This window comes from Serratia sp. CY47444 (genome assembly GCF_052168635.1).
Lineage (GTDB): Bacteria > Pseudomonadota > Gammaproteobacteria > Enterobacterales > Enterobacteriaceae > Serratia > Serratia bockelmannii.
The window spans coordinates 1-22,297 of record NZ_JBJNMH010000016.1 but is presented as its reverse complement, the minus strand read 5'-3'; the positions used below and the strand labels follow the sequence as shown (position 1 = coordinate 22,297).

Genomic DNA, 22,297 nt, shown 5'->3' with positions numbered 1-22,297 from the left:
GCAGAAATGTTAACTATTTGGAAAATAAACGCCAGCAAAAATAAATAAGGCGGCCACAGCATGCTGCGACCGCCCGTTAACGCTAGCGCCAACGCTTACTCTTCGCTGTCGCCACCCGACGCCCGCACCGGCGCATCCACTTCGACGCGATCGATGCGCTGCAGGCCACGCGGCAGCTGGGTACCCTTGCGGCCGCGCTCCGCGCGGAACTTCTGCAGATCTTCCGGGCGCAGCGTCAGCTTGCGTTTGCCAACGTGCAACGTGACGGACGCCTGCGGCGGCAGCACGAACAGCCAGGCCAGCTTGTCTTCACCGGCTGCGGCCTGCGCCGCAGGAATGGAGACGATCTTGTTGCCCTTGCCCTTCGACAGCTGCGGCAGATCGGCGACCGGGAACATCAGCATGCGCCCGGCGGCGGTGATCGACAGCAGCATATCGTCTGCGCCGTGAATTTCCATCGGCGGCAGCGCTCTGGCGTTGTCCGGCAGCGTGATCATCACCTTGCCGGCGCGGTTGCGCGCCACCAGATCGTTGAAGGTACAGACGAAGCCGTAACCGGCGTCGGACGCCATCAGCAGCTTCTGATCGTCGGCCGCCATCAGCACCTGCTCAATGGTGGCGCCCGGCGGCGGTGTCAGCTTGCCGGTCAACGGCTCGCCCTGCCCGCGTGCCGACGGCAGCGTCATCGGATCGAGCGCATAGCTGCGCCCGGTAGAATCGATGAACACCACCGGCTGGTTGCTCTTGCCGCGTGCCGCACCACGGAAACTGTCGCCGGCCTTGTAGCTCAACCCGGCAGGATCGATATCGTGGCCCTTGGCGCTGCGCACCCAGCCCATTTCCGACAGCACAATGGTCACCGGCTCGGACGGCACGAAGTCATGCTCGCTCATCGCCTTGGCTTCCGCACGCTCGGTCAGCGGTGAACGGCGATCGTCGCCATAGGTTTGCGCATCGGCCTGGATCTCTTTCTTGATCAGCGTATTCAGCTTGCGCTCGGACGCCAGCAGCGCCTGCAGCTGATCGCGCTCTTTCGCCAACTCATCCTGCTCACCGCGGATCTTGACCTCTTCCAGTTTGGCCAGGTGACGCAGTTTCAGCTCGAGGATCGCTTCCGCCTGGGTATCGGAGATGCCGAAACGCTGCATCAGCACCGGCTTCGGCTCATCCTCGCTGCGGATGATGTGGATCACCTCGTCGATGTTGAGGAACGCCACCAGCAAACCTTCGAGGATATGCAGACGTTTGAGCACTTTCTCGAGGCGGTAGTTCAGGCGGCGGCGCACCGTATCACGACGGTAGGCCAGCCATTCGGTGAGGATCTCCACCAGCCCTTTCACCTGCGGGCGGTTGTCCAGACCGATCATGTTCATGTTGATGCGGTAGCTGCGTTCCAGATCGGTGGTAGCGAACAGGTGATTCATCACCTGCTCCAGATCGATGCGGTTGGAACGCGGCACGATCACCAGACGCGTCGGGTTTTCGTGGTCGGATTCATCGCGCAGATCCTCGACCATCGGCAGCTTCTTGGCGCGCATCTGGCTGGCGATCTGCTCCAGCACCTTGGCGCCGGAAACCTGATGCGGCAAGGCGGTGATCACCGCGCTGCCATCCTCTTTCTTCCACACGGCGCGCATGCGCACCGAGCCGCGGCCACTCTGGTAAATTTTGCGAATCTCATCGCGCGGAGTGATGATCTCGGCTTCGGTCGGGAAGTCCGGCCCCTGCACGAACTCGAGCAGATCATCGAGCGAGGCGCCCGGTTTGTCGAGCAGCGCCACCGCCGCGGCGGCGACTTCACGTACGTTGTGCGGCGGAATGTCGGTCGCCATGCCGACCGCGATGCCGGTGGTGCCGTTCAGCAGGATGTTTGGCAGACGCGCCGGCAGCATCTTCGGCTCTTGCAGCGTGCCGTCAAAGTTCGGGATCCAGTCGACCGTGCCCTGGCCCAGTTCGGCCAGCAAGACTTCGGCGTATTTGGACAGGCGCGATTCGGTATAGCGCATCGCCGCGAACGACTTGGGATCGTCCGGCGCGCCCCAGTTCCCCTGGCCGTCCACCAGCGGATAGCGATACGAGAACGGCTGCGCCATCAGCACCATGGCTTCATAACACGCGCTGTCGCCGTGCGGGTGGTATTTACCCAGCACGTCGCCCACGGTACGGGCGGATTTCTTGAATTTGGCGCTGTTGTTCAGCCCCAGCTCAGACATGGCGTAGATGATACGGCGTTGTACCGGCTTCAAACCGTCGCCAATGTACGGCAACGCCCGATCCATGATGACGTACATGGAATAGTTCAGATAGGCGTTTTCAGTGAATGTGTGCAGCGGTAAACGCTCTACACCGTCATGAGTCAGATCACTCATTACTCAATTATCCTCAGACCGTGGCTTGGCAATCCCTTGGACGACAAAAGGCATCGCTTGTCGATTCTGCCCGCGATAGTAACCCATCTGCGGGGTAGCTGTCACAGTTGGCGCAAGGATCGCCGGCGACGGCCAATTCCGCGATGCGGTTTATGCAAAATTTCGCTACCTGGCGGCTTCTTTATTGACTGGCAGTCAACACTGTTGTGCGCCGGATCGCATTTTTACTTGCCTGACTAACGATTACACTCGTCACCAGCGAGATGGTTTCCGCCTTTTCGGCGGGAAGCATGCCATATCTTAACTCTGACGGGAGCCGCGAAAGATGAGCAATATCCTGATTATCAACGCTAAAAAACAATTCGGCCATTCCAACGGCGAACTCAACCAAACCCTGAGCGACGTGGCGGAAAGCTTCCTGCGCGATCTGCAGCACGATGTGCAGGTCACCGTGGTCGACGACGGCTATGACATCGAAGCCGAAGTACAGAAATACCTGTGGGCCGACGCGGTCATCTATCAGATGCCGGGCTGGTGGATGGGCGAACCCTGGATCCTGAAAAAATACATCGATGAAGTGTTCACCGCCGGCCACGGTAGCCTGTATGCCAACGACGGCCGCTCTCGTTCTGACGAAAGCAAAAAATATGGCTCCGGCGGCCTGATCCAGGGCAAAAAATACCTGCTGAGCCTGACCTGGAACGCCCCGCTGGAGGCCTTCACCGATCCCGATCAGTTCTTCCACGGCGTCGGCGTCGACGGCGTTTACCTGCACTTCCACAAGGCCAACCAGTTCCTGGGGATGGAAGCGCTGCCGACCTTCATCTGCAACAATGTGATCAAAGAGCCGAATATCGCGGACGACATCACGCGTTATCGCGAGCATCTGGCGAAAATTTTTGCTTAACTGGCGCAGAACATTCTCATCAACGAGGTAAGCATGATCACCGTAATCGCAGAAATCAAAGTGAAACCCGGCCACCGCGCCACCGTATTGCAAGCCATTGAAAAACTAGTGCCGCTGGTGCTGGCGGAAGACGGCTGCGGCGAATACACGCCGATGGTCGACAGCAATACCCAGGCGCCGTGGCAGAAGCGGTCGCCGGATTCGGTGTTCATGCTGGAGAAATGGGAAAGCATGGCGCATCTGGAAAAACACCTGGCCATTGAGCACATGCTCAAACACCGCGACACCCTCAAGGACAGCGTGCTGGACACCGAGATCTACATCCTGGAAAACGCCCTGTAATCCGTGTCTTATAACGTCTGCGCGTCGATGTGCGCGCTGACGTAGTCCAGAAAACAGGTGATACGCGCCGCCAATTGCGTATTGCGGTAATACACCGCATTGATCGGCTGGCGCACGTCCAGCGTCTCCTGCTCCAGCAATGTCACCAACCTGCCGGCTTCCCGATCGCGACGGGTCATAAAGTCTGCCAGCTGTACGATCCCCTCGCCCCGCAGCGCCAATTGCCGCAGCGTTTCACCGCTGGACGCCGAGATCGTTGGCGTGATGGTGAAATGCGGCGCCTGGCGATAGCGCAACGGCCACTGGTTCAGTGATTCCGGCTGGGTAAAACCGAGCAGACAATGCCGATGCAACGCCTCCACGCTCTGCGGCGTGCCGTGCTGCTGCAGATAAGCCGGGCTGGCGAGGATGCGCAACCGGCTGGCGCCCAGCGCGCGCGCATGAATGGTCGAATCGCGCAACGCACCGATGCGAATAGCGATATCCGTGCGTTTTTCCAGCAGATCGATAACCAGGTTGTCGGTGTTCAGCTCGAGCGAAATTTGCGGATAACGTTCCCTGAACCCCGCTACCAGCGGCACGATGACGTGCTCCATAAAAGGCGCAGCCGCATTTATCCGCAACCGCCCGGCCGGCATCTGCCGACGCACCGCCATTTGTTCTTCGGCATTTTCCACCGAGTTGATGATCGTACGCGCATGGCTCAGGAAGCTTTCCCCCTCTTCGGTCAGCTCCAGGCGACGCGTAGTGCGGCGCATCAGGGTGGTATCGAGCTTGTTCTCCAGGCGGCTGAGCGCGCGGCTGATGCCGGATGTCGTCTGGCCGAGCCGATCGGCAGCGGAGGTGATGGAACCGCTGTCGACCACCGAGGTGAACGCCAGCAATTCTTCGAGCGTGATCTTCATGCATTTCGGCCCAGGTTATCGGGCGCCGCATGAACGCCCTGCGGGAAAGCAGGCCCGGCGTTCACCGGGCCAGGGTCAGGCTCAGACCGCCAATTCGGCCATGTCGCCCTTGTCTTGCAGCCAGTTACGGCGATCTTCCGAACGCTTCTTGGCCAACAGCATGTCCATCACCGCCAGCGTCTGATCGACATCATCTTCCGCTACCGTCAGTTGCACCAACCGGCGGGTATTCGGATCGAGGGTGGTTTCGCGCAGCTGCAGCGGGTTCATCTCACCCAGCCCTTTAAAGCGCTGGACGTTCGGCTTGCCCTTCTTGCGCTTCAGCTGTTCCAGCACGCCGGCCTTCTCTTCTTCATCCAGCGCGTAGAACACTTCTTTACCGAGATCGATGCGGTACAGCGGCGGCATGGCGACATAAACGTGGCCGCCTTTCACCAGCGAACGGAAGTGGCGCACGAACAGCGCGCACAGCAGCGTGGCGATGTGCAGGCCGTCGGAGTCCGCATCCGCCAGGATGCAAATTTTGCCGTAGCGCAGCTGGCTGAGATCTTCGCTGTCCGGATCGATGCCGATCGCCACGGAAATGTCGTGCACTTCCTGCGAGGCCAGCACTTCGTCCGAGGACACTTCCCAGGTATTCAGGATCTTGCCCTTCAGCGGCATGATCGCCTGATATTCGCGATCGCGCGCCTGCTTGGCCGATCCGCCCGCCGAGTCCCCTTCCACCAGGAACAGTTCGGTCATGGCCAGATCCTGCGAGGTGCAGTCCGCCAGCTTGCCCGGCAGCGCCGGCCCGCTGGTCAGCTTCTTGCGCACCACTTTCTTGGCCGCGCGCAGGCGGCGCTGGGCGCTGGAAATCGCCAGCTCGGCCAGCTGTTCCGCCGCCTGAACGTTCTGGTTCAGCCACAGGCTGAAGGCGTCTTTCACCACGCCGGAAACGAAGGCCGCACACTGACGCGAAGAGAGACGTTCTTTGGTCTGCCCGGCGAACTGCGGATCCTGCATCTTCACCGACAACACGTAGGCGCAGCGATCCCAGATATCCTCCGCCGACAGCTTCACGCCGCGCGGCAGGATGTTGCGGAATTCGCAGAACTCGCGCATCGCGTCCAGCAGCCCCTGACGCAGGCCGTTGACGTGGGTGCCGCCCTGCATGGTTGGGATCAGGTTGACGTAGCTTTCGGTCAGCAGCTCGCCGCCTTCCGGCAGCCACAGCAGCGCCCAGTCCACCGCTTCGGTATCACCGGCGAAATTGCCGACGAACGGCGCTTCCGGCAGGGTGATCAGGCCGTTAACCGCTTCCATCAGGTAGTCGGTCAGGCCGTCCTGGTAGCACCAGCGCTGCTCGGTGTTGTTCACCTTGTCGATGAAATAGATCTCGACGCCGGGGCACAGCACCGCTTTGGCCTTCAGCAGGTGAGTCAGGCGCGATACCGAGAAACGCGGGCTGTCGAAGAACTGTTCGTCCGGCCAGAAGTGCACGCTGGTGCCGGTGTTGCGTTTGCCGCAGGTGCCGGTCACCGTCAGGTCTTGCACTTTGTCGCCGTTTTCGAAGGCGATGCCATAGACGTTGCCGTCGCGGCGCACGTTGACTTCTACCCGCTTCGACAGGGCGTTGACCACCGAGATCCCAACGCCGTGCAGGCCGCCGGAGAACTGGTAGTTTTTATTCGAGAATTTACCGCCGGCGTGCAGCCGGCACAGGATCAACTCAACCGCCGGCACGCCCTCTTCCGGGTGGATGTCCACCGGCATGCCGCGGCCGTCGTCGATCACTTCCAGCGACTGATCGGCGTGCAGGATCACGTCGATACGCTTGGCGTGACCAGCCAACGCTTCGTCGACGCTGTTATCGATCACCTCTTGGCCGAGGTGGTTTGGGCGCGTCGTGTCGGTATACATGCCGGGACGACGGCGCACTGGTTCTAGACCGCTGAGTACTTCAATGGCATCAGCGTTATAGCTGGATTGAGTCATCGTTGATTATTTTTTCGTGGTTAAAGGGAGGTGCCGGAACGGTCCGTCAGACCGCGTTTAGCCCTAAAAAATCCACAATCTGGGGGAAGTAGTGCTCGAAACCGACGAAGGCGTGGTTTCCACCCGACTCCACCGTTTGCCGACACGCGGTGTAATACGCCACTGCCTGGCCGTAATCGAGAATTTCATCGCCCGTTTGCTGCAGCAGCCAGATTAAATCCGGCGACTCCAAGGGATCGATCTGCATCACTTTCAGATCGTAAACGTGCCGAGACTCTAACACATATTGCTGGCCGGTGTAGGGGTTCTCGTTGGCGCCGAGATAGTCCACCAGCAGCTCAAACGGCTTGACCGCCGGGTTGACCACCACCGCCGGCAGGGAAAAACACTGCGACAGCCAGGTGGCATAATAGCCGCCCAGCGATGAGCCGACCAGCCCGAGCGTTTGCCCGGCGCGTTCCAGCACCATATTTTCCAGCATCTCGGCGGCCTCCGCCGGAAAGGCCGGCAGCTGCGGCACCAGCATCTCGATGTCGGGATGGTGCTCGGCCAGCCAGGCCTTGAAGGCCACCGCCTTGGCCGACTGCGGCGAACTATTGAAACCGTGCAGGTAGAGCAGCGTCGAAGGCATCAGTATCCATCCGAGTCCATATCGGGGCGGAAATCGTCGTTTTCCAGGCGGAACACCTGCGTCTCGACGCGGCCGTCCGGCAGCAGATCGAGGTAACGCCAGCCGGGGGAGACGTCGTCGATGGTAAAGTTAGTGCAGTGCGGCTTGAATTGCACGCAGGTGGACGGCGTCGCCAACAGGCGCCGGCCCTGCCATTCCAGATCCAGATCCTGATGAATGTGCCCGCACACTACGGTATTCACTTTCGGATAACGCAGCAGGATCGCGCCCAGCATATGCGGGTTGCGCAGGCTGTGCTGATCGAGCCAGGTGCAACCGGACGGCAGCGGATGATGGTGCAGCAGCAACAGCGTATAGCGCTCGGGGTGAGCCTGCAGGCAGCGCTCCATCCACTCGAGCTGATACTCGCTCAATTCGCCGTGCGGCACGCCGAACACCTGGCTGTCCAGCATCAGCACCTGCCAGTCGTCGCCCAGCAACACCTGTTTGGAAGGGGCAATGCCGGCGGCGGCCAACGCGTCGACCATCGCCGGTTGGAAATCGTGGTTACCCGGCAGCCACACGCAGGGGGCCGGCAATTGCGCGATGCCGGCGGCGAAGTGGCGGTACGCCTCTTGCGAATGATCCTGCGCCAAATCTCCCGTGGCGACGATCAAATCAACGTCGCGGCGCTGCGCCTGGATGGCGTCCAGCACCGCGTGATAGCTGCGATAGGTATTGATGCCGAGCAACGTCTCGTGTTCGCCGGCAAAAAGGTGGGTATCTGTTATTTGTAGAATCCTGACCGCGGCCCCACTCGCCACGGGCAGTTTAAACAGGCTTTCCAAATGGTGTCCTTTGTTATTTCAGTCTGTCTAACAAACCGGAACCGCCATCGCTCCATGCGCCAAACAGTAGCGCAGCCAATCAGCAAGAAACTGGTTAATTTGATGCTTTTCGTCGCGTTGATGCAACTTTTTATTAGGATAATCATAACGCGCTTTAAAGCGGTAGATCTGCTGACTGGAACACACTTCCGCAACCATGGCGTCATGGTACAACCGCACCGTCATCGCGGGCAGGCTCCAGTAGCTGACCGCCGGAAAGATCTGCTCGATCTCCACCAGCGACGTGTAACGCGTGGACTCAACGATGGTCAAACGATAGCCGGCGCCGTTCACCTGATAAGTCACCGTTTCGCCCGCTTCATCGTTGCGCGGCAGCAAGCGGCGCAATTGCGCGAAGTTGGTTTCGCACAATCTCATCATTTCGGGGAAATCAGGGGTATAGCGCTGTTTCATTAGTTGGCCCACTCTTTTCTCAACGATTCATGGTGCAACGCCAGCCATTGCAATGCAATCACTGATGCGGCGTTATCGATCGCGCCCTCCTCTACCCAGCGGTAAGCCTGCTCGCGGCTGACCACGTGGACGCGGATATCTTCATGCTCTTCCGCCAGACCGTGGATGCCCTCGGCGGTGCGGGCGTCCACTTCGCCGACCATGATCGACAAACGTTCGCTGGTACCGCCGGGGCTGGCCAGGTAGCTCAGCACCGGCTTACAGCGCCCGACCACCACGCCGGCCTCTTCCTGCGCTTCGCGGCGGCACACGTCTTCGACGCTTTCGCCGGTTTCGATCATACCCGCCACCATTTCCAGCAGCCAGGGCGAATTACGGGTATCGACCGCGGCGATGCGCAGTTGTTCAATCAGCACCACTTCATCGCGCACCGGATCATAGGGCAGCAGCACCGCCGCATGGCCGCGCTCGAAAATTTCACGCGTGATTTCAGGGCTCATTTCGCCATTGAACAACCGATGGCGAAACCGGTATAAATTGAGTGAAAAAAAACCACGGTACAGCGTCTCGCGTGCAATAATTTCTACATCTTTTTTATCGAAAGTAACGGGCGATGGCTGCGAACGGTTCATGCGCGAATTCTCCTGCTTGAGTATGCCGATAAAATAAACGGTTTTGATGACAGAAACAGCGGGACTCTCCGCCGCGGCTTTATGTTAGGCTGTTTCTCGCCGCCGGATGCGGCACGTTTGTGCGCTCGCAGGTAATAGCGGGAAACAATCCGGATTGTCAGCCATAATATCAGCTGCAGTCGACCGGGGCAGTACGCCAAGGTAAATGGGCGGTCTGAAAGGTAAAAGTTACGTGAGATGGCACATTCAGCCACCTGATGCGTACCGCAGACTCTGCTAGAATCGGCAACTATTTCGTCTATCGTCAGCGCTAACATAGCAATATTGCTGCACAACAAGGAATGCAAATGAAGAAACTGCTCCCCCTTCTTATCGGACTGAGCCTGGGCGGCTTCAGTGCAATGAGCCAGGCAGAGAACCTGCTGCAGGTCTACAAACAGGCCAGGGAAAGTAACCCGGATCTGCGCAAAAGTGCTGCTGACCGCGACGCCGCATTCGAAAAGATCAATGAAGCGCGCAGCCCGCTGTTGCCGCAGCTCGGTTTAACCGCAGGTTACGATTACACCAACGGTTATCGTGACAGCAATGGCGTTAACAGCAACGTGACCAGCGGTTCGCTGGCATTGACGCAAACCCTCTTCGACATGTCGAAATGGCGCCAGCTGACGCTGCAGGAAAAGACCGCCGGCATCTCTGACGTCACCTTCCAGACCGCAGAGCAGTCGCTGATTCTCAACACCGCCACCGCTTACTTCAACGTGCTGAAAGCGATCGACACGCTGTCCTATACCCAGGCGCAGAAAGACGCGGTCTACCGCACGCTGGATCAAACCACCCAACGCTTCAACGTGGGCCTGGTGGCGATCACCGACGTGCAGAACGCCCGTTCGAACTATGACACCGTGCTGGCGGCCGAAGTCTCCGCCCGCAACGATCTGGATAACGCGCTGGAAACGCTGCGCCAGGTGACCGGGGCCTTCTACCCGGAGCTGGCCTCGTTGAATACCGATCGCTTCAGTACCCAGCGCCCGGAAGCGGTGAACAACCTGCTGAAAGAAGCGGAAGCGCGCAACCTGAGCCTGCTGTCCGCCCGTCTGAGCCAGGATCTGGCGCGTGAGCAAATCCGTGCAGCCCAAACTGGCTATATGCCGACGATTGACGTCAGCGCGTCGACCGGCATCAGCAATACCAAATACAACGGCTCCAACACCGGCGGCGCGAATGCCGCACGCTACAGCGACTCCGATGCGGGCCAAAATAAGGTCGGCATCAGCTTCAACCTGCCGCTGTACAGCGGCGGCGCGACCAATTCGCAGGTGAAACAAGCGCAGTACGGCTTCGTCGGCGCCAGCGAGCAGTTGGAAAGCTCACACCGCAGCGTGGTGCAGACCGTGCGTTCGTCGTTCAACAACGTTAACGCTTCGATCAGCAGCATCAACGCCTACAAACAGGCGGTGATCTCCGCGCAAAGCTCCCTGGACGCGATGGAAGCCGGTTATCAGGTCGGTACCCGCACCATCGTCGACGTGCTGGACGCCACCACCACGCTGTATAACGCCAAACGTCAGCTGTCCGACGCGCGTTATACCTATCTGATCAACCAACTGAACATCAAGTCGGCGCTCGGCACACTGAACCAGAACGATCTGCTGCTGCTGAATGGCGCGTTGGGCAAACCGGTGTCAACCGCGCCTGACGCCGTCGCACCGCAAAACCGCGCGCAGGACGCCTATGCGGACGGTTATCAGGACAATGCGCCGATGCAACAAACCGCGGCGCCGGCACCGGCGGCCACTCGCGTATCCGCGCCGGCCGTTACCACCAGCCAACCGGCTCGCCACAGCGGCAACCCATTCCGTAACTGATGCGCGCACGTTGATAAACACGGGGTCCGGCCTGCGCCGCGCCCCGTTTTTTTTGCCCCGATTTCCCCGCTTCTGCCCACCGCCTCACAGCCGCCGCTACACCAGGTGGTATCATCTTCACTCTCGTTTTCGCAGTCTGGATGAGGTTCGATGGACAACGATTCACGCTGGCAGCGGCTGATTAACGACGGTGAACTGCCGCCGCCGCTGCGCCCGACACAAGCCGTTTACGCCTCCTGGCTGCGCTGCCGCAGCCTGATGCAGCCAGACGTTTGGCAGGCACCGCACCGCGCTCAGGGCGCCACCTTCGAATCGATTTGCCGCCGCAAGAACGATCTGCTGACGCTTGGCCAGGCGGCGCTGGAAGACGCCTGCGAATACATGGAGCCGCGGCGTTGTCTGTTGCTGATCCTCGACGAGAGCGGCTGCACGCTGTGGCATTGCGGCGACGCCCAAACCTGGGAGCATTTGCAGCAACTGGGATTCGCCCCCGGCGCTTACTGGGCCGAGGGACAGATCGGCACCAATGCACCGGCGCTGGCGGCGGCGGAAGGCCACCCGGTACGGGTGAGCGGTGAAGAGCATGTGCGCCAGGCGCTGCACGGCTGGTCGTTCTGCGCCACGCCGGTCTACGACAACAGCGGCCGCCAACGCGGCTCGATCGCCCTGGGTTGCCTGCTGCCCGATTGCGCCGCCGGCGATCTGTCGCTGACGCTGGCCATCGCCCGCGAAATCGGTAACTCGCTGAACGCCGACGGCCTGCTGGCGGAATCCAACCGCCATCTGAATCAGCTTTACGGCCTGCTGGACGGCGTGGACGACGGCGTCATGGCCTGGGATCACCGCGGCTACCTGCAATACATCAACCAGCGCGCCGCCGGCCTGCTGAAGCTGGACGAACAGCAGAGCCAGGGCAAGCCGCTGACGCAACTGTTGACGCTGCCCGCGCTGCTCAAGCGCGCCATCGCCGATCGCCAACCGCTGCAACACGTCGAAGTCACCTTCGAAAGTCAGCGACAATTTATCGCCGCATTGCTGACGCTCAAGCCGATTTTCGACGGCGATCGCTGCAGTTTCATCGCCCTGCTGCACCCGCTCGAACGGCTGCGCCAGTATGTCAGCAGCCAGCTGGGGCGCGTCAGCCACAGCTTCGAACAGATGCCCTCCACTTCGCTGGAAATGCGGCGACTGATCCGTTACGGGCAGCAGGCGGCCAAAGGCCAGCATCCGATCCTGTTGCGCGGGGAAGAAGGCGTTGGCAAAGAGCTGCTCAGCCAGGCTATCCACAACGCCGGCGAACGCGCCGCCGGGCCGTATATCGCCCTCAACTGCCAGCTGCTGACGCAGGCGCAGGGGCTGCGTGAGCTGCTGGGCAACGACGCCAGCGAAGAAGAGGCGGGCCAGCTCAGTAAATTCGAATTGGCCAACGGCGGCACGCTGTACCTCGAACAGATCGAATACCTGCCGGCGGAGATGCAGTCGGCGCTACTGCAGGTGTTGAAAACCGGCGTGGTGATCCGCCTCAATTCCAGCCGGGTGATCCCGGTCGATGTGCGTGTGATCGCCGGCAGCGCCGCCGATCTGCCGCTGCTGGTGCAGCAAAACCGTTTCCGCCGCCAGCTATTTTACAGCCTGCAGGCGTTCGAAATCCTGATCCCGCCTCTGCGCCAGCGGCTGAGCGATATTCCGCTGCTGGTCAAACACCATTTGCGCACGCTGGAGCTGCATTTTCAGTGTCGCTTCCGGGTCGATGACGAGGTGATGGCCCAGTTGGCGCTTTATCTGTGGCCGGGCAACGATTTGGAACTGAAAGGGGTGGTGGAGCGCGCGGCAATGATTTGCCACGGCCACCACATCCAGTTGGCGGATCTGCCGGCGCACCTGCTCGGCCAGCCGTCGCTGCTGGAAAGCGATCCGCAGCCCGGCGCACCGCTGTTGACGCTGACGGACATGGAACGCCAGGCGATCCTGCGCGCGGCGACCGTCAGCCGTGGCCAGGTGACGGAGATGGCGCAGCTGCTGGGCATCGGCCGCACCACGCTGTGGCGGAAGATCAAACAGCACGGGATCGACATCCGCCAGTTCAAGCTGCGTGCCTAGTGGCTGAGCTGCAATACCCCGCGCGCGGCGTCCAGCATCGCCTTCTGCCCGCTGCGGGTTTTGCTCAGGCAATCCTGCATGCCGACCACCATCGGAATGCCCATCGCCTTCGCCAGAATGGCGCTGTGCGACAGGGCATTGCCGCCGCTCAGGCAGATGCCGAGCACCAGCCGCCTGTCGAGCATCACCACCTCCGAGGGCATCAGCTCGTCCATCACCAAGATTGACGGTTCTGCGAGCGCCATGGCCGGCAGCGGTAGCCCCTGCAGATGGCACAGCGTGCGGCGCAGCATGTCGCGCACGTCCAATTCGCGCGCCCGCATGTAGTCGTCATCCAGCTCACGGTACTCTTCGGCGATCGCCCCCAGCACCTGCCGCCAGGCCTGCTCGGCGCAGCACAGCTGCTGCGCGATGCGGGTGTAAGCCGCCTGCTGCAGATCCGGATCGTCCAGCAGCATGCTGTGGGCGCCGAAGATCGCCGCCTGCGGCTTGCCGATCAGCGTGCCGGTACGCTCCGCCAGCCGGTTCAGATCGCTCAGCGTGTGCTGTAGTGCCTCCCGCAGGCGTTGCTGTTCGCCCAACACCTCGTCCGCACCAATCCGTCGATCGACGGTTGGCGGCCAAAAGCTGTGGGCCTGGAACACGGGTCCGCTGGTGACGCTTTCCGCCACCGGGATACCGTGCAGCGAAGGCTGCTGCCGCTCGGAGACCGTCTCGCCGAAATGTTGTTCCGCCAGCGCTTTGAACGCCGCCAGCGCCTCGTCCGCCTGCGCACCGTCGGCAATCAGGCGAACGGTGTCGCCGTGACGCACCTGCAGCAGCGCCAGCTGATTGAGGCTGCGCGGATCGACGCACTGCCCCTGCTTCTCCAGTACCAGCTCGGCCTTGAACGGCGCCAGCGTCTCGACCAGCCGCGCCGCCGGGCGCGCATGCAGCCCGTGCGGGTTCTGCACCGTCCAGGTTACGCTTTTGCCCTGCGCCAGCGGCAAGGCCACGCTTTTCGCCGTCGGTGAAGCCTCACCCAGCTGTGCCTGCTTGGCCTGCAGCGCCCCCTGCGCCTCCGCCACCACCTGTTCCAGCGAAGCACCGGAGTTGGAGGCCACCACCGCCGCCAGGGTGCCTTCAACCAGCGGCGCCGCGCACAGCCGCACTTTGGCGGCCAGGTCCGGGTCCAGCAGATCGAGCGCGGTTTCGGCACTGAGCAGCGCGCTGCCCAGATCCATCAGCACCAGAACGCCGTCGCCGCCGGCGACCGCTTCGATCGCCTCCATCACTTTGACCGCGTCGGTACCGATCGGGTGCTGCTCGTCATCCACGCCCGCCGCCAGCGCCAATTTGCAGCCGTCACCGCGCATCATCTGCCGCGCCAACTGCTCAACGCCGCGCGCCAGCAACGCGCTGTGCGAAACCACCACGATATTAATCATCTCGCCTCCTGCTAACTGCCGGCGACCTCGGCCAGCGTTTTCATCATCAACATCACCGAAGTGGCGCCGGGATCCTGGTGGCCGATGCTACGCTCGCCCAGGTAACTGGCCCGCCCTTTACGCGCCTGCATGGTAATGGTGCTCTCCACCGCCCGCTCGGCGCTGTCGGCGGCGCGCTGCAGCGCCTCCGCCACGCTCAGGTTCTGCTGCGCGGACTGGCCGAGGCTTTCCACCACCGGCCACCAGACGTCGCACATGGTCTTGTCGCCCGGCTCCGCCTTACCGCGCATCACCACGCCTTCCACCCCTTCCTGCATCACCTGATGCAGCTCCACCAGATCCAGGCTTTGCTTGGCGTTCGCCGCCTGCGCCGCGCGGATGAAGAAGGTGCCGAACAGCGGACCGCTGGCGCCGCCCACGCTCGACAGCAGCGTCATACCGGTGTTTTTCAGGATAAAGCCGATATCCTTGTCCGCCACCGACGGCAGCTTTTCCACCACCTTATTGAAACCGCGATTCATGTTCAGACCGTGGTCGGCATCGCCGATCTCGGTGTCCAGTTGGGTGAGAAAATCGCGCTCCCGGCTGAATACTTCGCCGCAACGCATCAGCCAATCGACGACCTGTTGTTTGGTCAACGCCATAATTCCTCCTCAGCAACCCCAACGCAGCGCAGGCGTTTTCACCGGCGCATCCCACAAGGACAACAGCTCGTCGTCCACGTTCAACAACGTGATGGACACGCCCTGCATATCAAGCGAGGTGCAATAAGAACCCACCAGGTTGCGTTCGATAATGATGCCCGCCTCGGCGCAACGCTCTGCCAATCGATGGTAGACGCCATACAGCTCGGACAGCGGCGTGGCACCCAGGTTATTGACCAACGCGATCACCCGATCGCCGCGCGTCAGCGGCTGCTTGGTCTGCATCTCGTCGCGCCACTCGCCCTGCTGACGATCCCAGACGCGGATCGTGCGCTGATAGTGGCCGTGGTCGATCAACGTATGGAACATGTCGTCCACCGCCGCGTTGAGCGTGGTGAACGTGCGGCGCGCAATGCCCGGCTCGCCGTGAATGCCGACGCCGAACTCCATCTCGTTCTCCGCCAGGGTGAACGACGGTTTGCCGGCGGCGGGGACGGTACAGGCACCCAGCGCAATGCCAATCGAATGCCCGTGGTTGTTGATGCGATGTCCCAGCGTCACCACGCTGTCCAGATCGTCGCCGCGCGCTGCGGCGGCGCCCAGCAGTTTCTCCATCAGCACGGTGTTGGCCACCCCGCGTCGCCCAGCAGTGAACAGGCTGTCTTTGACCGCCACGTCGTCATCCACCAGCACCGTCGCCACCGCGACGCCGCTGTCGTGCAGCAGTTCGGTGGCGGTTTCGAAGTTGAGCACGTCGCCGGTGTAGTTCTTAATCAGCAGCAACACGCCGGCGCCACCGTCGATCGCCTGACCGCACTCGTACATTTTATCCGGCGTCGGCGAGGTGAAAATCTCGCCCGGACAGGCGCCGTCGAGCATCCCTTCGCCGACGAAACCGCAGTGCATCGGCTCGTGGCCGCTACCGCCGCCGGACAGGATCGCCACCTTGCCCGCCACCGGCGCGTCGGCGCGGGTCACGAACACCGGATCCGCGTGCACCAGCAACTCGGGATGGGCCTCCGCCAGCCCCTGCAACTGCTCTTCCAACACCGACTCGACCTGATTAATCAGTTTTTTCACGATGATTTCCTCTGTAAGCCCAGGGGCGCGGCGCACCGCGCCCCAACGGTATCAATGACGCTGCAGCCAGGCGGCGCCCAGTCTGTCCGCCGTCAGGATCGCCGCCTGCACGCCCGCAGGGGTGACCTTGAACGGCATGTTGTGAATGGTTTCGCCGGCAGCGCAACTGGCCTCGGCCACCGCCATCATCTTCGCCGTCGCGTCGCCGGTGACGCCCATCTGCGCCAGCGTGATCGGCAGGCCGATGTCATGGCAAAACGCCAACACGGTTTCAATCTGCGCCATCGGGCTGTTCTGCAATACCAGCTGCGCCAAGGTGCCGAACGCCACTTTTTCGCCGTGATACAGGTGGTGGCACTCTTCCAGCACGGTGAAACCGTTGTGAATGGCGTGCGCCGCCGCCAGCCCGCTACTCTCGAAGCCGATGCCGCTCAAATACGTATTGGCCTCAATAATGCGCTCCACCGCTTCCGTTACCACGCCGGCCTCGACCGCCAGCTTGGCCTTCACCCCTTCGGCCAGCAGCGTGTCATAGCACAGCCGCGCCAGACTGAGCGCCGCCAGCGTCGATTTGCCGCCGGCCATGCTGGTGGCCTGAGCGTCGAAGCAGGCCTGCGCCTCGAAATAGGTGGAAAGCGCGTCGCCCATGCCGGCGACCAACAGGCGCACCGGCGCGTTGGCGATGATGGAACTGTCCATCACCACCATATCTGGGTTGCGCGGGTAGATCAGGTATTCGGCGAATTCGCCCTGTTCGGTGTAGAGAACCGACAGCGCGCTGGTCGGCGCATCGGTGGAAGCAATGGTGGGAATGAGCACCACCGGCAGCTGTTGGTAGTGGGCGACGGCCTTGGCGGTGTCGAGCGTCTTACCACCGCCGACGCCGATCACTCCGCGGCAACCGTGGGCCTGCAGCTCGCGGCCGAGCCGGTCTATCTCTTTGCGGCAGCACTCGCCGTTGAAGCGGGCCGCGTGATGTTTCACGCCGTGCTGCTGCAGGCTGCCCATTAGGGTGTCGCCCGCCAGCTGCATCACGAAGTCGTCGGCGATCACCAGGTAATGATCGGCGAGGGATTTGGCGTATTCGCCGACGACGGCTAGCGCATTGGCGCCCTGAATGTATTTACCTGGTGACTGGATGATTCTCAACATAACCGGATCCTTGTAGGGAGTTGGCGATGGTAACGTTCAGATATCAGGTGATGACGCGCCGACTTCGCCGTCGGCTTGTTGTTGTGCTTCGACTATGAGCGCCTGCCACCCGCCTGGCGAGCTTCGCGATTTTTGTTCCATTATGGAACATCATCATAGCGATAACGTTTCATGATGAAACGCCAACGCGCGTTTTTTCGCCGCGAAAGCGAACTGGCGCACACCCCAACGTATAACTGCGTAAAGAGTGGATTCTACGGGCGTTTCAGCTTTAATTTTGACCATGTTTCCCCTATCCTTAGCGCCACTACTGGGAAAGGGCGAAAACAGCCCGCATGATGGGATTGATAACGATGAAACGGACAAAAAACATCAACCAAGAGACGTTCCGCAAATCCTGGCGCAGCTACCGTGTCGCGCCCGTGGCCTTGGCGATCAGCGCCGTCTTTATGCTGGCCGGCTGCGAGAAGAGCGATGAAACGGTCTCCCTGTATCAGAATGCCGATGACTGTTCGCGCGCTAATCCTTCAATGAGCGAGCAGTGCACCACCTCCTACAACAACGCCCTGCAAGAAGCGGCGAAAACCGCGCCGAAATACGCCACCCGCGAAGACTGCGTCGCCGAGTTCGGCGAAGCGCAGTGCACCCAAGCGCCGGCACAGGCCGGCATGGCGGCGGAATCGCAAAGCAGCGGCAGCTTCTGGATGCCGCTGATGGCGGGCTACATGATGGGCCGCCTGATGGGCGGTTCCGGCTTCGCGCAGCAGCCACTGTTCACTTCCAAGAACGCCGCCAGCCCGGCGAACGGCAAGTTTGTCGACGCCAGCGGCAAGAGCTACGGCCCGGCCACCGCCGGCGGCCGCACCATGACGGTGCCGAAAACCGCCATGGCGCCAAAGCCTGCGGTCACCAACACCGTGACCCGCGGTGGTTTCGGCGAGACCGTGGCCAAGCAGACCAGCATGCAGCGCAGCAGCGCCACTTCCAACTCCGGCTCTCGCAGCATGGGCGGTTGATGCATGAAACGTATTGCTATTACCGAGCGCCCGGACTGGCGTGAAAAAGCGACCGAGTTCGGTTTCCGTTTCCACACCATGTACGGCGAGCCGTACTGGTGTGAAGACGCCTATTACCAGTTCACGCTGGTGCAGATTGAAGAGATCGAAAACGCCACCGCCGAGCTGCACCAGATGTGCCTGCAGGTGGTGGAAAAGGTGGTCGGCAGCGATGAGCTGATGGCCAAGTTCTGCATTCCGAAACACACCTGGGAGTTCGTGCGCAGTTCCTGGCGCACCAACCAGCCGTCGCTGTATTCGCGTCTCGATCTGGCCTACGACGGCGTCAACCCGCCGAAGCTGCTGGAGAACAACGCCGATACGCCAACCTCGCTGTATGAGGCGGCCTTCTTCCAGTGGCTGTGGCTGGAAGACCAGATCAACGCCGGCAAGCTGGATCCGGAATCGGATCAGTACAACAGCCTGCAGGAGAAGCTGATCGAGCGTTTCGCCGAGCTGAAAGCGCATCACGGCTTCGGCCTGTTGCACCTGGCCTGCTGCCAGGACAGCGAAGAAGATCGCGGCACGGTGCAATATCTGCAGGACTGCGCGCAGGAAGCCGGTCTGCCGACCGAGTTCCTGTTCATGGAAGAGATTGGTCTTGGCGAGAAAGGTCAGTTCACCGATCTGCAGGATCAGGTGATCGGCAACCTGTTCAAGCTCTACCCGTGGGAATTCATGCTGCGCGAGATGTTCTCCACCAAGCTGGAAGACGCCGGCGTGCGTTGGCTGGAGCCGGCCTGGAAGAGCATCATCTCCAACAAGGCGCTGCTGCCGTTGCTGTGGGAAATGTTCCCTAACCACCCTAACCTGTTGCCGGCTTATTTCGCGCAAGACGATCATCCGCCGATGGATCATTACGTCACCAAACCGCTGTTCTCACGCGAAGGCGCCAATATTCAGATCGTCGAAAACGGTCAGGAAGTGGCGCGCGTCGATGGGCCGTACGGTGAAGAAGGCATGATCGTGCAGCAATTCCATCCGCTGCCAAAGTTCGAAGACAGCTACACGCTGATCGGCAGCTGGCTGGTGAACGATCAACCCTGCGGCATCGGCCTGCGCGAAGATCGCGAGCTGATCACGCAGGATCTGTCGCGCTTCTATCCGCACACCATCCTCGGCTGATCGCCCCGCTGAAGACAAAAACGCCAGTCTCTGACCGGCGTTTTTTCTTTACCCTACCTGCACCGACAGCATACTCAGCGCCCCCATTTCGATACCGTCGATCGGCACGCTGATGGCTTCTTTGCCATCCCAGCCGCCGAGCACGTACAGCAACGGCAGATAATGCTCCGGCGTCGGATTCGACAACGCCGCGCCCTCATGGCGCATGAAATCCACCAGCGGGTGGTTGTCGCCCCGATAGCGCAGGTTATCCCGGACAAAGTTATTGAATGATTCCGCCCACGGGTAAGCGCTGGTATCGCCCTGCCATTTCACCATGCGCAGGTTGTGCACCACGTTGCCGCTGGCGACGATCATCACGCCCTCGTCCCGCAGCGCGGCGAGTTTGCGGCCCAGCTCATAGTGATAGGCCGCCGACTGTGTGCCGTCGACGCTGAGCTGCACCACCGGAATATCAGCATCGGGATACATTTTGATCAATACGCCCCAGGTGCCGTGATCCAATCCCCACTCGCCGAGATCCGCCGTTACCGGCACTGGCGCCAGGATTTGCTGCAGCTGCGTGGCCAGCGCGGGAGAGCCCGGCGCCGGATAGCGGGTATCAAACAGCGCCTGCGGGAACCCGCCGAAGTCGTGAATGGTTTTGGGTTTTTCCATCGCGGTGACCGCAGTGCCGCGGGTGTACCAATGCGCGGAAACCGCCACGATCGCCTTCGGACGCGGCAATGACTCACCCAACGCACGCCATGCCCGGGTGTAACGGTTGTCTTCCAGCACGTTCATCGGGCTACCGTGGCCAAGAAACAGTGCAGGCATACGAGAGGTGTTCATAGGGGGATCCTTAGTTCAAATTGTGCTATGGCGTTACATTACGCGCTTTGCCGCAGCAACACAGCCGGATAACCGTGATGATGATATTCAATAAATTTGAATTAAAAAGCACAAAAATGCACCGGCCAACAGAAAGTTAAAAAATACATACTTTTCAATTAATTAATAAATTCTGTGAATACCATGGCATTACTGCCACACAGATCTAATTTGTGAACAATTTATGTACTCTTTGTTAACGCAATCTATACACTCCTCCTTCCGTCGACAGGTTGTTGGCAGCTCGTCGGCGCTACGGGAATCACGTCTCACCAAGGAGGAATTCATGTTCAGACTCACACTGGCAACCCGCCTGGCGCTTTCCATGTCCTTGTTAGCCACCGGGGCGGCTGCCGCCAAAGCGACGGACAACGCGCCGCTGACGCAGCGCGAAGACCCTTACTTCCTTCAGGCGCAAGCCCAGCTGCAACAGCGGCTGAAGCAGACGCCAAACACCAACCGTGCCAAAAACGTCATTCTGGTGGTCGGCGACGGCATGGGATTTTCCACCGTGACCGCCGCCCGCATTTTTGAAGGGCAGCAGCGCGGCGTGGACGGTGAGTCCAACGTGCTGGCCTGGGAGGCCTTCCCCTATCTGGCGGCGGCCAAAACCTACTCCGCCGACGCCCAAATCACCGACTCCGCACCCAGCGCGGTGGCGATGACCACCGGCGTCAAAACCATCAACGACCTGATGGGCCTCAACCATACGGCTACCCTCAACAATTGCGATGACCAGCAAACCAAGGCCGTCACCACGCTCTGGGAGATGGCCGCAACGCTCGGCATGGCCACCGGCGCCGTGACGACCGCGACCATCACCCACGCCACGCCGGGCGCCACCTATGCCCATATCGCCAACCGCGACTGGGAATCTGACGCCAAAATGCCGGCGGACGCCCTGGCCGCAGGCTGCCGCGACATCGCGCGCCAGCTGGTGGAAATGAAGTACGGCAACGGGCTGAACGTGGCGATGGGCGGTGGGCGCGCCAACTTCCTGCCCGACAGCGTGAGCGATCCGGAATATCCCGCCAAAACAGGCGCCAGAAAGGATGGCCGCGATCTGACGCAGGCCTGGCTGCAGCGCTACGGCGAGCGTGGGCAATACGTATGGAATCAGGCGCAGTTCGATAAAATCGAGCCGGGTAAGGTCGACCACCTGTTGGCCCTGTTCGAGCCATCACACATGAACTTCGAGCACGATCGGCGGCAAGACGCGGCGGGAGAACCTTCACTGGCAGAGATGACCGACAAGGCCATCGATATTCTGGCCAAGAACCCCGAAGGCTATCTGCTGCTGGTAGAAGGCGGGCGCGTCGATCACGGCAGCCATAACGGCAACGCCTACCGCACGCTGAGCGACGCGGTCGCCCTGAACGAGGCGGTGAAAACCATCGTCGACAAGGTCAATCTGGACGAAACCCTGGTGATCGTGACCGGCGATCACAGCCACACGTTGACCATCGCCGGCTATGCCAAGCGGGGCAATCCTATCCTCGGCATTTCCGTCGGCGTCGACGGCAAACCACGGCTGGGCAGCGACGGCAAGCCTTACACCACCGTCGGCTTCGCCAATGGCCCCGGCGGCACAATCCCGCTGGCCGAACGCCCGACATTGACCATGGAGCAGGCCACCGCGCCCGACTTTATTCAGCCGGCGCTGGTGCCGCTGAAAAGCGAGACGCATGGCGGGGAAGATCTCGGCATCTACGCCATCGGCCCCTGGGCCCATCTGTTCCAGGGTACGGTAGAAGAGAACTACACTTTCCACGTGATGAATTACGCCAGCCGCATCGGCGAACGTCTGTCAAAACGGTAGTGACTAGTCCTGATATAGGTTGACACTTTTCAACCGGATAACGCCCGATGAACCTCATCGGGCGTTTTGTATTTCAGCGACAAGTGCGGCCGCCGCGTGTTGTAGAGGTTCACCGAC

The 22,297-nt window shown here is 61.0% G+C and carries 19 protein-coding genes; 7 read left to right on the top strand and 12 right to left on the bottom strand.

Translation table 11 applies throughout. The annotated features are described in order from the left end of the window. Window positions 1–95 precede the first annotated feature (95 nt). Window positions 96–2,369, bottom strand: a complete 2,274-nt coding sequence (gene parC / locus ACJ8IL_RS18775) for a DNA topoisomerase IV subunit A (protein ID WP_025304301.1) — start codon at window positions 2,367–2,369, stop codon at window positions 96–98. A gap of 325 nt (window positions 2,370–2,694) precedes the next feature. On the opposite strand from parC, the gene ACJ8IL_RS18770 reads away from it, so the two are divergent. After that, the gene (locus ACJ8IL_RS18770) at window positions 2,695–3,276 is read left to right on the top strand and encodes an NAD(P)H-dependent oxidoreductase (RefSeq protein WP_049204421.1); all 582 of its coding nucleotides are present in this window, start codon (window positions 2,695–2,697) and stop codon (window positions 3,274–3,276) included. A gap of 33 nt (window positions 3,277–3,309) precedes the next feature. Then, a complete protein-coding gene (locus tag ACJ8IL_RS18765) occupies window positions 3,310–3,618 on the top strand; it encodes a putative quinol monooxygenase (RefSeq protein WP_025304303.1) in 309 nt (102 codons plus the stop codon). Window positions 3,619–3,626: 8 nt separating this feature from the next. On the opposite strand, the gene ACJ8IL_RS18760 is transcribed toward ACJ8IL_RS18765, so the two are convergent. From ACJ8IL_RS18760 to nudF, 6 genes are all read right to left on the bottom strand, one after another. Then, window positions 3,627–4,523 (bottom strand): LysR substrate-binding domain-containing protein, encoded by an 897-nt coding sequence (locus tag ACJ8IL_RS18760; RefSeq protein ID WP_060448052.1) that lies wholly within the window; start codon window positions 4,521–4,523, stop codon window positions 3,627–3,629. 81 nt (window positions 4,524–4,604) lie between these two features. After that, entirely contained in the window at window positions 4,605–6,500 is a 1,896-nt protein-coding gene (gene parE, locus ACJ8IL_RS18755; RefSeq protein WP_025304305.1) for a DNA topoisomerase IV subunit B, read from the bottom strand. Between the two features lie 46 nt (window positions 6,501–6,546). Continuing rightward, window positions 6,547–7,131, bottom strand: coding sequence for an esterase YqiA (gene yqiA / locus ACJ8IL_RS18750; RefSeq protein ID WP_025304306.1), 585 nt, complete (start codon window positions 7,129–7,131; stop codon window positions 6,547–6,549). Then, on the bottom strand, window positions 7,131–7,958 hold the full coding sequence (cpdA, locus tag ACJ8IL_RS18745; RefSeq protein ID WP_060434581.1) for a 3',5'-cyclic-AMP phosphodiesterase: 828 nt from the start codon (window positions 7,956–7,958) through the stop codon (window positions 7,131–7,133). The genes yqiA and cpdA overlap by 1 nt, the downstream gene beginning before the upstream one ends. 27 nt (window positions 7,959–7,985) lie before the next feature. After that, window positions 7,986–8,411, bottom strand: coding sequence for a DUF1249 family protein (locus ACJ8IL_RS18740; protein WP_004937244.1), 426 nt, complete (start codon window positions 8,409–8,411; stop codon window positions 7,986–7,988). Continuing rightward, the gene (gene nudF / locus ACJ8IL_RS18735; RefSeq protein WP_043142088.1) at window positions 8,411–9,043 is read right to left on the bottom strand and encodes an ADP-ribose diphosphatase; all 633 of its coding nucleotides are present in this window, start codon (window positions 9,041–9,043) and stop codon (window positions 8,411–8,413) included. The genes ACJ8IL_RS18740 and nudF overlap by 1 nt, the downstream gene beginning before the upstream one ends. Window positions 9,044–9,390: 347 nt before the next feature. Here nudF and hasF point away from each other — a divergent pair, with 347 nt between their 5' ends. Together hasF and dhaR are read left to right on the top strand one after the other, a co-directional pair. Then, window positions 9,391–10,908, top strand: coding sequence for a multidrug efflux transporter outer membrane subunit HasF (hasF, locus tag ACJ8IL_RS18730; protein WP_164063356.1), 1,518 nt, complete (start codon window positions 9,391–9,393; stop codon window positions 10,906–10,908). A gap of 150 nt (window positions 10,909–11,058) precedes the next feature. Then, window positions 11,059–13,008 (top strand): dihydroxyacetone kinase operon transcriptional regulator DhaR, encoded by a 1,950-nt coding sequence (dhaR, locus tag ACJ8IL_RS18725; protein WP_197836184.1) that lies wholly within the window; start codon window positions 11,059–11,061, stop codon window positions 13,006–13,008. Here dhaR and dhaM read toward each other — a convergent pair. From dhaM to ACJ8IL_RS18705, 4 genes are read right to left on the bottom strand one after another with little or no spacing between them, the layout of a single operon-like run. Then, on the bottom strand, window positions 13,005–14,435 hold the full coding sequence (gene dhaM, locus ACJ8IL_RS18720) for a dihydroxyacetone kinase phosphoryl donor subunit DhaM (protein WP_147823208.1): 1,431 nt from the start codon (window positions 14,433–14,435) through the stop codon (window positions 13,005–13,007). The two genes, dhaR and dhaM, sit on opposite strands and share 4 nt — an antisense overlap. Before the next feature lie 11 nt (window positions 14,436–14,446). Then, complete coding sequence (dhaL, locus tag ACJ8IL_RS18715; RefSeq protein WP_025304312.1) at window positions 14,447–15,079, bottom strand: dihydroxyacetone kinase subunit DhaL; 633 nt, start codon at window positions 15,077–15,079, stop codon at window positions 14,447–14,449. A gap of 9 nt (window positions 15,080–15,088) precedes the next feature. Further along, window positions 15,089–16,159: a dihydroxyacetone kinase subunit DhaK gene (gene dhaK / locus ACJ8IL_RS18710; protein WP_025304313.1), complete on the bottom strand. Its 1,071-nt coding sequence runs from the start codon at window positions 16,157–16,159 to the stop codon at window positions 15,089–15,091. A 51-nt stretch (window positions 16,160–16,210) separates the two neighbouring features. Next, window positions 16,211–17,311 (bottom strand): glycerol dehydrogenase, encoded by a 1,101-nt coding sequence (locus ACJ8IL_RS18705; protein WP_049296259.1) that lies wholly within the window; start codon window positions 17,309–17,311, stop codon window positions 16,211–16,213. A 353-nt stretch (window positions 17,312–17,664) separates the two neighbouring features. On the opposite strand from ACJ8IL_RS18705, the gene ACJ8IL_RS18700 reads away from it, so the two are divergent. Both ACJ8IL_RS18700 and ACJ8IL_RS18695 read left to right on the top strand, forming a co-directional pair. Beyond that, window positions 17,665–18,327, top strand: coding sequence for a DUF1190 family protein (locus tag ACJ8IL_RS18700; RefSeq protein ID WP_025304315.1), 663 nt, complete (start codon window positions 17,665–17,667; stop codon window positions 18,325–18,327). Window positions 18,328–18,330: 3 nt separating this feature from the next. Continuing rightward, on the top strand, window positions 18,331–19,491 hold the full coding sequence (locus tag ACJ8IL_RS18695) for a glutathionylspermidine synthase family protein (protein WP_060434583.1): 1,161 nt from the start codon (window positions 18,331–18,333) through the stop codon (window positions 19,489–19,491). Window positions 19,492–19,539: 48 nt separating this feature from the next. Here ACJ8IL_RS18695 and ygiD read toward each other — a convergent pair whose 3' ends face one another. After that, window positions 19,540–20,322, bottom strand: a complete 783-nt coding sequence (ygiD, locus tag ACJ8IL_RS18690) for a 4,5-DOPA dioxygenase extradiol (RefSeq protein WP_060434584.1) — start codon at window positions 20,320–20,322, stop codon at window positions 19,540–19,542. Window positions 20,323–20,647: 325 nt separating this feature from the next. Between ygiD and ACJ8IL_RS18685 the strand changes: the two genes are divergently transcribed. Continuing rightward, window positions 20,648–22,180: an alkaline phosphatase gene (locus ACJ8IL_RS18685; protein WP_435967888.1), complete on the top strand. Its 1,533-nt coding sequence runs from the start codon at window positions 20,648–20,650 to the stop codon at window positions 22,178–22,180. Window positions 22,181–22,297: the final 117 nt, after the last annotated feature.

Coding starts and splice junctions, on each gene's coding strand:
- parC (WP_025304301.1), bottom strand. CDS start 2,369: ATGAGTGATCTGACTCATGACGGTGTAGAGCGTTTACCGCTGCACACA.
- ACJ8IL_RS18770 (WP_049204421.1), top strand. CDS start 2,695: ATGAGCAATATCCTGATTATCAACGCTAAAAAACAATTCGGCCATTCC.
- ACJ8IL_RS18765 (WP_025304303.1), top strand. CDS start 3,310: ATGATCACCGTAATCGCAGAAATCAAAGTGAAACCCGGCCACCGCGCC.
- ACJ8IL_RS18760 (WP_060448052.1), bottom strand. CDS start 4,523: ATGAAGATCACGCTCGAAGAATTGCTGGCGTTCACCTCGGTGGTCGAC.
- parE (WP_025304305.1), bottom strand. CDS start 6,500: ATGACTCAATCCAGCTATAACGCTGATGCCATTGAAGTACTCAGCGGT.
- yqiA (WP_025304306.1), bottom strand. CDS start 7,131: ATGCCTTCGACGCTGCTCTACCTGCACGGTTTCAATAGTTCGCCGCAG.
- ACJ8IL_RS18740 (WP_004937244.1), bottom strand. CDS start 8,411: ATGAAACAGCGCTATACCCCTGATTTCCCCGAAATGATGAGATTGTGC.
- nudF (WP_043142088.1), bottom strand. CDS start 9,043: ATGAACCGTTCGCAGCCATCGCCCGTTACTTTCGATAAAAAAGATGTA.
- hasF (WP_164063356.1), top strand. CDS start 9,391: ATGAAGAAACTGCTCCCCCTTCTTATCGGACTGAGCCTGGGCGGCTTC.
- dhaR (WP_197836184.1), top strand. CDS start 11,059: ATGGACAACGATTCACGCTGGCAGCGGCTGATTAACGACGGTGAACTG.
- dhaM (WP_147823208.1), bottom strand. CDS start 14,435: ATGATTAATATCGTGGTGGTTTCGCACAGCGCGTTGCTGGCGCGCGGC.
- dhaL (WP_025304312.1), bottom strand. CDS start 15,079: ATGGCGTTGACCAAACAACAGGTCGTCGATTGGCTGATGCGTTGCGGC.
- ACJ8IL_RS18705 (WP_049296259.1), bottom strand. CDS start 17,311: ATGTTGAGAATCATCCAGTCACCAGGTAAATACATTCAGGGCGCCAAT.
- ACJ8IL_RS18700 (WP_025304315.1), top strand. CDS start 17,665: ATGAAACGGACAAAAAACATCAACCAAGAGACGTTCCGCAAATCCTGG.
- ACJ8IL_RS18695 (WP_060434583.1), top strand. CDS start 18,331: ATGAAACGTATTGCTATTACCGAGCGCCCGGACTGGCGTGAAAAAGCG.
- ygiD (WP_060434584.1), bottom strand. CDS start 20,322: ATGAACACCTCTCGTATGCCTGCACTGTTTCTTGGCCACGGTAGCCCG.
- ACJ8IL_RS18685 (WP_435967888.1), top strand. CDS start 20,648: ATGTTCAGACTCACACTGGCAACCCGCCTGGCGCTTTCCATGTCCTTG.